This is a genomic window from Corallococcus sp. AS-1-12 (assembly GCF_020036995.1).
In the GTDB taxonomy this organism is placed as follows: Bacteria; Myxococcota; Myxococcia; order Myxococcales; family Myxococcaceae; genus Corallococcus.
In genome coordinates, this window is the sequence record NZ_JAIQDD010000057.1 from 1 (window position 1) to 14329 (window position 14329).

Sequence of the window (14329 nt, forward strand, 5' to 3'; positions counted from 1 at the left end):
GAGCGTGGTGCCCTGGCACTCCAGCGCGGGAGCGTCCGGGGTGCGCGCGGCCTGGGCCTCGAAGAGGTGGTGCGCGCAGGTGTCCTGGACGAAGGCGACGTGCGAGTCGTTCCAGTCGACCAGCATGCGCTGGCGCTCGCCGGGCGCCAGCAGCGTGAGGTCCGAAAGCAGGCCGCCGGGGGCCGCCTCCAGCAGCTCTTCCAGGGCGGTGCGCCACTGGCCCAGCAGCAACTGGATGGTCGCGTCGCTGAAGCGCTCCGTGTCGTACGACAGCATCAGCACCGTCGCGTCCTGGGGCATCACGCAAGCGGAGAGCGGGTAGTTTGTCCGGTCGAGCAGCTCGACGTCATCCATCTCCAGCCGCTGGGCCTGCTCCATCACCTCCGCGGCCAGCGGGTAGTTCTCGAAGACGAGGATGCTGTCGAAGAGCGCCGTGCCGCGTGGCACCTGGCTCCAGCCCTGCACCTGCACGAGCGGGCTGTGCTCGAACTGGCGCTGCTCCAGTTGCTGCTCCTGGAGTTGCCGGAGCCACGGCAGCAGGCCCTCTTGCGACGGGAGGCGCACGCGCACCGGCAGCGTGTTGATGAACATGCCCACCATCCCCTCCACGCCCGCGAGCGCGGGGGGACGGCCGGAGACGGTGGCTCCGAAGACGACGTCGTCCACGCCCGCTTGGCGGCCGAGCACGAGTCCCCAGGTGGCCTGCGCCAGGGTGTTGAGCGTGACGCGGTGGCGGCGGGTGAAGGCCTGGAGCGACTCCGTCATCGCGTCAGGCAGCCGCAGCTTCAGCTCCTTCACCGCGGGCACGCCCGCGCTCTCGCGGACCGCCGCGGTGGACTCCGGCAGCGGCGTGGGCGTGGCGAACCCGGAGAGCGTCCGGCGCCACCAGGACTCGGCCTCGCCCAGGTCCTGCTGCTTCAGCCAGGCGATGTAGCCCCGGTATTCCGGTGCCCGCTCGCGCTGGAGCGGCGCTCCCTGCTCCAGCGCGTCGTAGAGCGCGAAGAGCTCATCGAACAGCAGCCCCACGCTCCAGCCGTCCAGCAGCAGGTGGTGGAAGCTCCAGTGGCAGCGCCACTCGCTCTCCGCGACCCGGACCATCGCCACGCGGGACGGCGGCGTGCGCACCAGGTCGAAGCCCCGGGCCCGGTCCTCGTCCAGCAGGGCCTCCCGCCGCGCCTGCTGCTGGGTGGCATCGAGCCCGCGCCAGTCGTGCTCCGCCCACTCCAGCTCCACCTTCGCGCGCACGGCCTGGAGCGGCTGCGGCACCGACTCCCAGAGGAACGTGGTGCGCAGGATGGCGTTGCGCTCCACCAGCTCGCGCCAGGCGCGCTGGAGCCGGGGCATGTCCACCGGGCCCCGGAACGTCCACGCGAGCTGTTCGAAGTACACGCCCGATTCGGGGCTGAGCCGCGCGTGGAAGAGCATGCCCTCCTGCACGGGCGAGAGCGGGTAGAGGTCCTCCAGGTCGGGGGTCCGCTCCAGCACCCGCTCCAGCACGTGCCGGTCCAGCTCCGACAGCGACAGGTCCACCCGGGGCAGGCGGGATGCGCGCTGCGCGTGGTGCTCCGCGAGCAGCGCGCGCAGGGCCTCCAGGTAGCCCCGGGCCAGCGCTTCGATGGTGCCCCGTTCGTGCAGGTTCTCGCTGTACGTCCAGGACAGCTCCAGCCGGCCCTGGAACACGCCCCCGTTCACCTCCAGCAGGTGGGAGCGCGGACCCTGGTCGCTCTGCGCGGGGCCGCTCGGCTCGGAGGCCAGCGCGAACAGGGCCGTGCCCGACGCGAGCGTGTCCAACTGCCCCAGGTAGTTGAAGAGCACCTGGGCGCGCGGCCGGGACTGGAGCCGCCGCGACGCCTCGCCCCCGCGCAGGAACGTGAGCAGGCCATGGCCCAGCCCCTTCCCTGGCACCGCCTTCAGCGCCTTGCCCACCCGGCGCAGCGTGAGGAGCGGCGATTCGGCGGGGGCGGCCTCCAGGGACACGGGCGACATCGCGGTGAACCAGCCCACGGTGCGGGAGAGGTCCACGTCGTCGAAGAGCTCCTCGCGGCCGTGCCCTTCCCGGTCCACCTGGAGGCGGGAGTGCCCCGTCCACCGCGCGAACGCGAGGACGAGCGCGGTGAGCAGCACGTCGTCCACCCGCGTGTGGAAGGTGGCCAACGCCTCCTGGAGCAGGACGCGCGTCTCCTCCGCTTCCAGCGACACGGTGAGCGTGCGCGCCGACGCCAGCGTGTTGTCCCCGGCCCTGTCCACGGGCAGCGGCCGCGCGGCGGAGGCCGGACCCGAAAGCCAGAACGGCAGCTCGCGCTCCAGGGCCTCCGAGCGCGCGTGGGCTTCCAGCCGCTCCGCCCAGGTCTTGAAGGACGTCGTCTTGGGCGGCAGGGCCACGGGCTCGCCCCGGCCCAATTGCTGGTAGGCCGTCTCCAGGTCCTCCAGCAGGTACCGCCAGGACACCGCGTCCACCACCAGGTGGTGCACCACCAGCAGCAGCCGCTGGGACTGGCCCTCGCCCCGCTCGAAGAGGGCGGCATGGAGCAGCGGGCCGTGGGACAGCCCGAACCCGCGCTGCACGGTGGCCGCCGCCTGCTCCAGCGCGGGGCTCCACGCGTCCCCGGGCAGGTGCGACAGGTCCACCTGGCTCAGCGCCGCCGTGGCGTCCGGTCCATCGACGTGCTGCTCCCAGCCTTCCGCCGTGCGGGTGAAGCGCGTCCTCAGGGCGTCGTGGTGCCGCGTCACGTGGCCCAGCGCCCGCGCCAGCCGCGCGGCGTCCAGGCGCTCCCGGGGCTCCAGCAGCACGGACTGGTTGAAGTGGTGGGGCTCCGGGGAGCCCTGCTGGAAGAACGCGTGCTGGATGGGCGTGAGCGGCACGCGGCCGGTGACGGGCCCCTGTTCATCCGGGCGGGACGCGCCCTGGGTCACCACCCGCGCCAGCTCCGCGATGGTCTGGTGCCGGAAGAGCTGCTTGGGGGTGACGCGCAGGCCGGCCTGACGCGCGCGGCTGCTGACCTGCATGCTGCTGATGGAGTCTCCGCCCAGCTCGAAGAAGTTGTCGTGGATGCCAATGTCCTCGCGCCGGAGCACGGAGGCCCAGACGGCGACCAGCGCGTGCTCCACGGGCGTCCGCGCTTGCGGGGTGGCCCTCGTGACGGTGACGGGTCCGGGGGCCGGCAGCGCGCGGCGGTCCACCTTGCCGTTGACGGTGAGCGGCAGCGACTCCAGCGTCACGTACACCGTGGGGACCATGTACTCCGGGAGCCGCTGCTCCGCGTGCTCCCGCAGGGCCGCCAGGGCCGGTTGCTGGCCCGGGGCCGGGACGACGTAGGCCACCAGTTTCGGGTGGCCCGGCGAGTCCTCGCGCACCGCGACCACGGCCCTGCCCACCGCGGCGTGCCGCGCGAGCACCGCTTCGATTTCGCCCAGCTCGATGCGGAAGCCGCGCAGCTTCACCTGGAAGTCGACGCGGCCCAGGAAGTCCAGCTCGCCCGTGGCAAGCCAGCGGGCCTTGTCGCCGGTGCGGTAGAGCCGCTCACCGGGGAGCGTGGCGAAGGGGTGGGGCAGGAAGCGCTCGGCGGTGAGGTCCGCCCGGCCCAGGTAGCCCCGGGCCAGGCCCGCGCCCGCGATGAACAGCTCCCCTGGCACCCCCACCGGCACGGGCCGCAGGTGCCCGTCCAGCACGTAGGCGCGCGCGTTGGCCAGCGGGCCGCCCAGCGTGGCGCGCTCCGTGCCCCGCACCGCGCGGCAGGTGGAGTCCACCGTGCACTCGGTGGGGCCGTAGACGTTGAAGCAGTCGATGCGGGGATGCGCGGCCAGCGTCGCCCACAGCGCCGCGTCCACGGCCTCTCCGCCCACCAGCACGCGCAGCGGACGCTTCGCGCCCAGGCCCTCCTCCAGCAGCAGGCGCAGGTGTGACGGCGAGCAGTCCAGCACGTCCACCGCGTGGCGCTCCAGCCACGCCACCAGCAGGGCCGCGTCCGCGCGGGCTTCCTGCGGCACGACGCACAGCGCGTGTCCGTCCGCCAGTTGCACCAGTTGCTGCACGGAGGCGTCGAAGACCAGCGGAGCGTTGAGGGTGACCCGCAGCGGGCCCCGGGTGCCCGCGTGCGCGGTGTCCGCCAGCGCGCCGCGAAGGTTCATCACCGACGCGTGCTGGATCATCACGCCCTTGGGCCAGCCGGTGGAGCCCGACGTGTAGATGACGTAGGCCAGGTGCTCCGCCCGGCTCACGCGCGGCGGAGGAAGCCCGCTCTCGCGGCCCAGGGCCTCCCGCACGGCGGGCGCGTCCAGGCACAGCGCGGCCACCCCCGGAGCGTCGAAGCGCGCCGCGAGGTGCGCCTGGGTCACGACATGCCGCGCCCCGCTGTCCTTCACCACGAAGTCCTGGCGCTCCCGGGGATAGGCCGGGTCGATGGGGACGTACGCACCCCCCGCCTTGAGGATGGCCAGCACGGCCACCACCAGGTCCACGCCGCGCTCCATGCACAGGGCCACGCGGGCCTCGGGCCCCACGCCCTGGTGCATCAGGTGCCGGGCGAGCCGGTTGGCGTGCGCGTCCAGCTCCCGGAAGGTGAGCGTCCGCGTGTCGTCCAGGACGGCGGGCGCGTCCGGCGTGCGCAGGGCCTGGGCCTCGATGGCGTGGTGGAGGCAGTCCTCGCCCGCGAAGGCCGCGTGCGTGGCGTTCCAGCCGCGCAGCACCTGGTGCGCCTCCGCCTCCGGAAGCAGGGGCAGGTGGCAGAGGGGCAGGGCCGGCTGCGCGACGGCGGCGCCCAGCAGGTGCTGGAGGTGCCCGGCCATGCGTTCGAGCGTCGAGGCGTCGAAGAGGTCCGCGTTGTATTCGAACGCGCCGCTCAGGCCGTCCGGCGTGACGGACAGGAAGAGCGTGAGGTCGAACTTGGACGTGCGCTGCTCGACGCCCAGCGGGCGCAGGGTGAGGTCCGGCAGCGCCAGCTCCCGCTGCGCGTCCTGGTCGTGGACGAACATCACCTGGAAGAGCGGCGGGCGGCTGAGGTCGCGCGCAGGGCGGAGCGCTTCCACGAGCCGTTCGAAGGGCAGGTCCTGGTGCGCATAGGCGCCCAGCGTCGTCTCCCGCACCTGGGCCAGCAGTTGGCGGAAGGTGGTGGCCTCCCCCAGCCGCGCGCGCAGCACCAGGGAGTTGACGAACAGGCCCAGGAGCTCTTCGGACTCCGCCACGTTCCGGCCCGCGATGGGCGAGCCGACGCTGATGTCGTCCTGGCCCGAGTACCGGTGCAGCAGCACCTGGAAGGCGGCCAGCAGCAGCATGAAGGGCGTGACGCCTTCGCGCTGACACAGCTCGCGCACGGCCAGGGCCAGCGCCAGGGGCATGCGCACCGGGACGGTGGCGCCCCGGAAGGTCTGGGTCGCGGGACGCGGCCGGTCCGTGGGCAGGTCCAGGAAGGGAGCTGCTCCCGACAACTGCCCGCGCCACCAGTCGAGCTGCGCCTCCAGCGCCGGACCGTGCAGCCAGCCGCGCTGCCACGCCGCGAAGTCGGCGTACTGGAACGCCAGCTCCGGCAGGGGCGAGGGCTGGCCCGCGTGGAAGGCCGCGTACAGCGCGCCCACTTCCCGCACGAGCAGGCCCATGGACCAGCCGTCGGACACGATGTGGTGCATCGTCAGCACCAGCACGTGCCGCCGCGCCTCCAGCCGCATCAGGCGCGCGCGCTGGAGCGGACCCGTGGCCAGCGCGAAGGGGCGCTGGGCCTCCTCTTGCGCCAGCCGCAGGGCCTCCGGCAGCCGCTCCGCTTCGGGCAGGGGGCCCAGGTCCACCTGCTCCAGGGCTTGAGGCGCGCTGGCCGCGACGCGCACGAACGGCCCGGCGTCATCCACGTGGAAGGTCGTGCGCAGGGACTCGTGACGGCGGAGCACCTCGGACAGGGCGCGTTCGAGCGCTCCCGCGTCCAGCGCTCCCTCCAGCAGCACCACCGCGGGGATGTTGTAGAGCGGGCTGTCCGGCTCCAGCTCTTCCAGGAAGAGCAGCCGCTGCTGGGCGAAGGAGGGCAACAGCCGCGCCTCGCGCGGGGTGCGCTCCAGCGGCGGCCGGTGCACGCCCTGGCCCCGGGCGATGGCGGCCTCCACGGCGACGGACAGGCCCGCCACCGTGGGCGCGTCGAACAGCTCGCGCAGGGGCAGCTCCACCTGGAAGACCTTGCGGATCCGCGACAGGACCTGCGTGGTGAGCAGCGAGTGGCCGCCCAGCTCGAAGAAGTCGTCGTGCAGCCCGACGCGCTCCACGCGCAGCAGCTCCGACCACACGTCCGCGAGCTGGCGCTGCACGTCGGTGCGGGGCGCGGCGTACTCGCGCTCGCGCGCCGCGCCCTGGACCGGCGCGGGCAGGGCGGCGCGGTCCAGCTTGCCGTTGGGCGTGAGCGGCAGGGCGTCCAGCGCGACGAAGGCGGACGGCACCAGGTAGTCGGGCAGCGCGTCCTTCAGCGCGCGGCGGAGCGCGGCGGCGTCCAGCGGCTGGCCGGGCGCGGGGACGACGTAGGCCACCAGCCGCCTGTCGCCCGGGACGTCCTCGCGGACGGCCACGCAGGCGTCCTGGACCTCCGGGCGGCCGCGCACCGCGGCTTCCACCTCGCCCGGTTCGATGCGGAAGCCACGCACCTTCACCTGCGTGTCCGCGCGGCCCAGGTACGCGAGCTGCCCGTCATCGCGGAAGCGCACCAGGTCCCCCGTGCGGTACAGCCGCTGTCCGGCGGCCGTGGCGAAGGGGTGCGGGATGAAGCGCTCGGCGGTCAGCGCCGGCCGGTCCAGGTAGCCCCGGGCCAGGCCCGCGCCGCCCAGGTACAGCTCTCCGCGCACGCCAGGAGGCACCGGCTGAAGCCGCGCGTCGAGCACGTACACCTCGACGTGCTCCAGCGGCCGGCCGATGGGCGGCACCTCGTCCCGCGCGACGCACTCCGTCAGCGTCGCCACCACCGTGCCCTCCGTGGGGCCGTAGGTGTTGAAGAAGCGGCGCCCCGTTCCCCAGCGCGCGACGAGCTCCGGGGGGCAGGCCTCGCCGCCGGAGATGACGACGCGCAGCGCGGGCAGGTCCTCCGAGGGCGTCGCCGCGAGCACCGCGGGCGTCAGGCTCACCACGGTGATGGCGGCCTCCCTCAGGTGCTCCTGGAGCGGCCGGCCCGGGGCCAGCGCGTCCGCGGGCGCGAGGCAGAGCGTGGCGCCCGAGGTCAGCGCCGTGAAGATCTCCTCCACGGAGATGTCGAAGCTGACGTTCGCGAACTGGAGCATCCGGCTGCCCGGGCCGATTCCGTAGAGGGGCGTCTCGGCGGTCACCAGGGTGCTGGCCGCGCGGTGCTCGATGAGCACGCCCTTGGGCCTGCCGGTGGAGCCGGAGGTGTAGATGACGTAGGCGACGTGGCCGGGGCCGACGCCGGAGGGGCGCGTGTCCCCGGGCCCGCTCGCCATGCGCTCCCAGTCCGAGTCCAGGCAGAGCACCCGGGCCGCATGGGCGGGCAGCCGCGAGAGCAGCCGCTGCTGGGTCAGCAGCACCGGCGCGGCGCTGTCCTCCAGCAGCAGGGCGAGCCGTCCCCCGGGCAGCGCGGGGTCCATGGGCACGTAGGCGCCGCCCGCCTGGAGGATGCCCAGCATTCCGATGATGAGCTCCGGCGAGCGCTCCAGGCACAGGCCCACGCGCACGTCGGGGCCCACCCCCAGCTTGCGCAGGTGCCCCGCGAGCTGGCGGGAGCGCGCGTCCAGCTCCGCGTACGTGAGCGAGCGCTCCTGGAAGACGAGCGCGACCGCGTCGGGGGTGCGCGCCACCTGCTCCTCGAAGAGCGTGTGCAGGCACGTCTCCCGCGCGGGCCGCGCGTCCGCGTTGCTCCACGTGCGCACCACCCGCCGCCGCTCCGCCTCTCCCATCAGGGGCAGCGCCCACGCCCGCCTGGACGGGTCGGCCACCAGGCCCTCCACCAGCGCGAGGTAGCGCTCACCGAGCCGCGCGACGGTGTCCGGGTCGAAGAGGTCGGTGCTGTACTCGAAGAGCCCGGTCAGCCCCCGTGGATGCGGGGCCAGCGACAGGCTCAGGTCGAACATCGACGTGCCCGGATGCAGGTCCAGGGGGCTGAGCGTCAGGCCCGCGAGGCCCTCCCGGGCCGGGGACGTGTTCTGCAGGTTGAACATCACCTGGAAGAGCGGCGTGCGGCTCAGGTGACGCTCCGGCTGGAGCGCTTCCACCAGCGTCTCGAAGGGCAGGTCCTGGTGGGCATAGGCCCCCAGGCAGCACTCCCGCACGCGGCGGAGCAGCTCGCGGAAGGTGGGGTCTCCGGACAGGTCCGTGCGCAGCACCAGCGTGTTGATGAAGAAGCCGATGAGCCCCTCGGTCTCCCGCCGGTTGCGGCCGGCGATGGGCGTGCTCACCACCAGGTCCTCCTGGGACGCGTGGCGCGCGAGCAGCAGCTTGAAGACCGCCAGCAGCGCCATGAACTGCGTCACGCCCTCCTGGGCGCAGAGGGCCTCCAGCTTGCGTTGCGTGGGGGTGGGCAACAGGAAGGAGTGGGTGGCGCCCCGCTGCGTGAGCGCGGCCGGACGCGGCCGGTCCGACGGCAGCTCCAGGATGGGGAGCGTTCCGCCCAGCCGCTGCTTCCAGTAATCCAGTTGCGTGCGCAGCACGTCCCCCTGGAGCCAGCCGCGCTGCCACGCGGCGAAGTCGGCGTACTGCACCGGCAGGGGCGCGAGCGCGGCGGGCGCTCCCGAGAGCCGCGCGGCGTAGAAGGCCACCGCCTCGCGGACCAGCACCTCCAGCGACCAGCCGTCGGAGATGATGTGGTGCATCGTCAGCAGCAGCAGGTGCTCACGCTCCGAAAGCCGCAGCAGGCCCACGCGCAGGAGCGGGCCGCGCTCCAGGTCGAAGGGACGCTGGGCCTCCTCCTGTGCCCGCCGCAGCGCCTCGGCCTCGCGCTCGGGCCCTGGCAGCTCGCGCAGGTCCACGAGCGCGACCTTCGGCTCCAGCGACGGCAGGATGACCTGGAAGGGCTGTCCGTCCCGCTCCGTGAAGACGGTGCGCAGCGCTTCGTGACGCCGCACCAACTGGGCGAGGCCATCTTCGAGCGCGGCCACGTCCACCGCGCCGCTCATGCGGAAGGCGGCGGGGTTGTTGTAGAGCGCCGTGCCCGGCTGCAACCGCTCCAGGAACCACAGCCGCTGCTGGGCGAAGGACAGGGGCGCGGGCAGGGACGGGTCGCGCGCGGGCATCGCGGGCGCCGCGGCCTTCGCGCCGCCCTGGGCGGCCTCCTTCTCCGCGAGCCGCTTGAGCAGCAGCGCGCGCTTCTCCGGAGGCAGGCTGGCGATCCGCTGGTCGATGTCACTCATGTCCGTTCACTCCAACTCGGCCAGCAGGGCTTCCAGCGTCTGTGCGTCCGCCGCCGCGGCCTTGTGCTTGACGATGCCCAGGGCGAGCGCGGCGATGGTGGGGGATTCGAAGAGGCCGCGCAGGGACAGGTCCACCCGGTACAGCTCGCGCACGCGCGACAGCACCTGCGTGCCCAGCAGCGAGTGGCCGCCCAGCTCGAAGAAGTCGTCCTCCACGCCAATGCCGTCGATGCCGAGCAGCTCCTCCCAGCACGTGGTCAGGGCCTGCTCCACGTCGTCGCGCGGCGCGACGTAGCGGTTGGCGAGGACCGGGCGCGGGTGCCGGGCGCCCACCTTCCTGGGCGCGGGCGGCGCCGCGGACTGGAGCCAGCGCGTGGCCTGCGCGGTCAGGTCCGTGGTGCTGACGGCCCAGCGCGCGGACGCGGGCGCGTCCAGCAGCCGCAGGAAGCAGTCGAGCCCCTCGGCGAAGGACACCGCCTGTTCGGCGTGGGCCCCTTCCCCCGCGTGCCAGCCGGGCCAGTTCACGCTCAGCCACGGCGTGCCGCCGGTGCGTGAGCGCGCCGCCGCGAAGGCGTCCAGGAACGCATTGGCCGCCGCGTACGCGCTGAACCCCAGGCCGCCGAGCACCGACGACAGCGAGGACTGCAGCAGCACGAAGTCCAGCGGCAGGTGGGCCAGGGCCTCGTGCAGGGCCCGGGTGCCGTGGACCTTCGCCTGGAACTGCTCCTCGCACTGCTCCAGGGTCGCTTCCCGCGCGAGCAGGAAGGTCTGCCCGCCCACGCTGCCGGCCGAATGGATGACGCCGTGGAGCTCGCCGAATCTCGCCAGCGCCGCCGCGACCGCCGCGTCCAGCTCCTGCCGCCGGGTGACGTCCGCGCTCACCAGCAGCACCTCCGCGCCGCGCTGCTCGAGCGACAGGAGCCGCTCCAGCGTCTGGCGCTGCCCGTCCCGTGCGTCGTGGCCGCGGACGTACTCCTCCCAGCCGGAGCGCTCCGGCATGGCGGTGCGGCCCACCAGGACCAGCCGGGCCCGCGCGTGCTGGAAGAGCGCTTCGGCTTGGGCCAGGCCGATGCGGCCCAGGCCCCCGGTGATGAGGTAGACGCCGCGCTCGCGCAGCAGCGCCGGACGGGCCGCGGGGACGGGCAGGGCCACGGGCTCGAAGGATTCCCGCCAGCGCTGGCCCGAGCGGTAGGCCACCGCCATCGCCTCCATCGGCGCGCGGAGCTCCTCCGCGAGCCGGGCCACCAGCCGCTCCTCCTCGGAGCCGCCGGAATCGGGCGGCACCACGTCGATGACCCGGCATCGCAGCCCGGGCTCCTCCTGCGGCAGCACCTTGCACGCGCCCAGCACGGTGGCCCGGGCCGGCTCCAGCGGCTCGCCGCCCGTGACGTCCTGCGCGCCCCGGGTGAGCACGTTCAATTCGAACGGGCCCGCGTCCGCGTGCGCCAGCAGCGCCCGCGCCAGGCCGAGCACCCCGTGGAAGCCCGCGAGGCCGTCCGTGTCGCGGCCCAGCCCCGAGGCCAGGACGATGCGCCGGGGGATGCCGCTGTCCGCCGTGAGCGCGGCCATGAGCGCCGCGAAGTGCCCGGGCTGCCGGGCGTCGAGCGTGTAGTGGCGCTCCCCCTGGCGGAGGAAGTCCGCGCCCGGCGTCACTGTCACCACGTCCTCGTCCTGGTTCACCAGGTGCGTGGCGAGCCGTGCGCCCAGGTCCGCGTCATCGAGCAGCACCAGCCACCGCCCAGGCTCCGCCGCGGCCGGGCGGGTGGGCGGCAGGGCCCGCTTCCACACCGGCCGGTAGAACCAGTCCGCCGCGTCCTTGCGCGCGGAGGCGCTCCGGGGCTCCGCGACGGCCGCGAGGCCCGTGCCCGCGTCGATCCAATAGCGCTGGCGCTGGAAGGGATACGTGGGCAGGGGCACCCGCCGCGTCGAGCCGTGGAGCTTGTCCGGCTTCAGCCGCGCGCCCGCCATCCACAGGCGTCCCACGGTCTCCAGCAGCACCGCGACATCCGGCGCGGTGTCCTGGGGCCGCCGCATGGAGGTGAGCACCACGCGCCCCACCGCGAGGGGCCCCGCCTGCCGGGCCAGCAGCGCCAGCGTCTGGCCGGGGCCCACCTCCAGGAAAACGCGCTCGGGCTCCTGGAGCAGCGCGCCCATCGCGTCCGCGAAGCGCACCGGCTGGCGCAGGTGCTCCCTCCAGTAGCGCGGGTCCGTGGCCTGCGCCTCCGTCACCCAGGCGCCCGTGACGTTGGACAGGTAGGGGAGCTTCGGAGGCGACAGCCGCGTCTGGCGCACGCGCGCCTCGAACGCATCGAGGATGGGGGCCATCATCGACGAGTGGAACGCGTGCGAGGTGTGCAGCCGGCGGTGCTCCACGCCGCGCTCGCGCAGCCGTGACTCCAGCGCCTCCACCTCCGGCACGGGGCCCGAGGCGACGCACAGCGAGGGCGCGTTGATGGCCGCCAGCGACAGGGTGTCCCCGAGCAGCGGCTTCAGGGCCCCCTCGCCCAGCGCCACGGACAGCATGGCGCCCCCGGGCAGCGACTGCATGAGCCTGCCGCGAGCCGCCACCAGCGCGAGCGCGTCCTCCAGCGACATCACGTCCGCGAGGCAGGCCGCGACGTACTCGCCCACGCTGTGGCCCAGCATGGCCTTCGGGCGGACGCCCAGGGACATCCACAGGCGCGCGAGCGCGTACGCCGTGACGAACAGCGCCGGCTGCGCGAGCGCCGTGTCCCGCAGCCGCTCCTGGGCCTGCTCCTGGTGTCCTTCGGAGGGGTAGAGCACGCCGCGCAGGTCCAGCCCCAGGTGGGGCTTCAGCGCCTCGCAGCAGCGGTCCACGTGCTTGCGGAAGACGGGCTCGGAGTCGTACAGGCCCTGGCCCATGCGGGCGTGCTGAGCGCCCTGGCCCGGGAAGAGGAAGACCACGGGGCTGTCCGCGCCCTGGGACTGGAGGGTGAGCAGCCGCCGCGCGTCGCGTGACGTGAGCCCCTGTCGCGCGTCCTCCGCGTCCTGGCACACCAGGATGCGCCGGTGCTCGAAGCGCCGCCGGCCCGCGTGGAGCGTGTGGGCCACGTCGGCCAGCGCCACGTCCGGGTGGCCGTCCATCCACGCCGCCAACTGGTCCGTGGCCGCGTCCAGCGCCTGCTCCGTGCGGGCCGAAAGCATCAGCACGTGCCAGGGGCGTGTGTTCTCCGGGCGCTCGGGCTCCGGCGCCTGCTCCAGCACGACGTGCGCGTTGGTGCCGCCCATCCCGAAGGAGCTGACCCCCGCGCGCCGGGGCGCGGGGGCCGGTGCCCAGTCGCGCGCCTCGGTGACGACCTGGAAGGGGCCGCGCGCGAAGTCCGCCATCGGGCTGGGCTGCTTGAAGTGGAGGCTGGGGGGGAGCTTGCCGTGCTGGAGCGCGAGCACCGTCTTCATCAGCCCCGCGACGCCCGCGGCGGCGTCCAGGTGCCCGATGTTCGGCTTGAGTGAGCCCAGCGCGCAGGGGCCGGCGGAGGCGGGGCGGCTCTCGAAGGCCTGGTTGAGCGCGGAGATTTCAATGGGGTCGCCCAGCGCGGTGCCGGTGCCGTGGGCCTCCACGTACTGGATGTCCGCGGGCGTCAGGCCCGACATGGCCAGCGCTTCGTGGATGACGGCCGCCTGGCCCTCCACGCTGGGCGCGGTGAAGCCCACCTTGGTGGCGCCGTCGTTGTTCAGCGCGGAGGCTCGGATGACCGCGAGCACGGTGTCGCCGTCCTCGAGCGCCCGCTCCAGCGGCTTGAGCACCACCAGCCCGACGCCGGAGCCCGCGACGGTGCCCTGCGCCTCCGTGTCGAAGGCGCGGCAGTGCCCGTCCGGCGAGGCGATGGAGCCCGGCTGGTGCAGGTAGCCCACGCGGTGGGGCACGGGGATGGAGACGCCGCCCGCGAGCGCCAGGTCCATCTCGCCATTGAGCAGGGCCTGACACGCCAGGTGCACCGCGACCAGCGACGTGGAGCACGCCGTCTGCACGGTGAGGCTGGGGCCCTTGAGGTCCAGCAGGTACGAGGCGCGCGTGGCCAGGTAGTCCTTGTCGTTGGCCAGCGTGAGCGCCTGGGCGCCCACGGTGCGCACCAGCTCCGGCCGCGACAGCAGGTTCGACAGGAGGTAGCTGCTGGCGCTGGAGCCCGCGAAGACGCCGACGGAGAGGTCCTCCGCGCCGCTGGCGTAGCCCGCGCGCTCCAGGGCCTCCCAGGCGCACTCCAGGAAGAAGCGCTGCTGCGGATCCAAGAGCTCCGCCTCGCGCGGCGTCAGGCCGAAGAACCCGGCGTCGAATTCTTCCACGCCGTCCAGGAAGAAGCCGGAGCGCACGTAGTGCGGCTGGGCGCGCAGCTCCTTCGCGACGCCCGCCGCCTCCAGCGCCTCGTCGTCAAGGACGGTGCGGGCCTCCACGCCGTGGAGCAGGTTCTTCCAGAAGGTCTCCAGGTCGGGCGCGCCGGGGAAGCGGCCCGCCATGCCGATGATGGCGATGCCCTCGTGCCGGGCCGGCTGCGTGTCACTCATCGGTCTCATCCTCGTTGGGAGTGCGCTGGGTGCGCGCCGGCCTGCGCTGTCCGGCACGTTCGCGCCGGGCCTGCACGCGGCGCTGGCCCTTCTCCTCGGTGGAGGGGCGCTCGTGGGTGTTCGAGAGGTGCGTGGCCAGCGACCCCACCGTGGGGTACTGGAAGAGGTCCGCCAGCGCGACGTCGAGTCCCAGGACCCCGCGAAGCTTGCCGTGGACCTGGACGATGGACAGGGAGTTGCCGCCCAGGTCGAAGAAGCGCTCGTCGCGACCGACGCGGTCCACCCGGAGCTGTTCCCGCCAGATGCGTGCGATGGCGCGCTCCAGCTCCGTGCCCGGTTCGACGTAGCCCTCCTGGGAGCCCAGCCGCAACCCGTCCGGAGCAGGCAGCGCCTTGCGGTCGACCTTGCCCGCGGCCGTGAGGGGCAGCGCGTCCAGGAGGACGAAGGCGGAGGGGACCATGAAGGAGGGGAGGCGCTGCTCGAGGAA

3 protein-coding genes are annotated in these 14329 nt (G+C 73.9%); all 3 read right to left on the reverse strand.

Going from position 1 to position 14329, the window contains the following annotated elements; translation table 11 throughout:
- Positions 1 to 9321, reverse strand: a 9321-nt coding sequence (locus K8556_RS38145; RefSeq protein WP_223745061.1) for a non-ribosomal peptide synthetase, incomplete at its 3' end; no start/stop codon positions are given.
- A 6-nt stretch (positions 9322 to 9327) separates the two neighbouring features.
- The gene (locus K8556_RS38150) at positions 9328 to 13842 is read right to left on the reverse strand and encodes a type I polyketide synthase (protein ID WP_223745062.1); all 4515 of its coding nucleotides are present in this window, start codon (positions 13840 to 13842) and stop codon (positions 9328 to 9330) included.
- Positions 13835 to 14329, reverse strand: a 495-nt coding sequence (locus tag K8556_RS38155; RefSeq protein ID WP_223745063.1) for a phosphopantetheine-binding protein, incomplete at its 5' end; no start/stop codon positions are given. The genes K8556_RS38150 and K8556_RS38155, both read right to left, overlap by 8 nt.

What these genes read in the sequence shown, in the direction of transcription:
- K8556_RS38150 (WP_223745062.1), bottom strand. Translation starts at nt 13,842, where the DNA reads ATGAGTGACACGCAGCCGGCCCGGCACGAGGGCATCGCCATCATCGGC.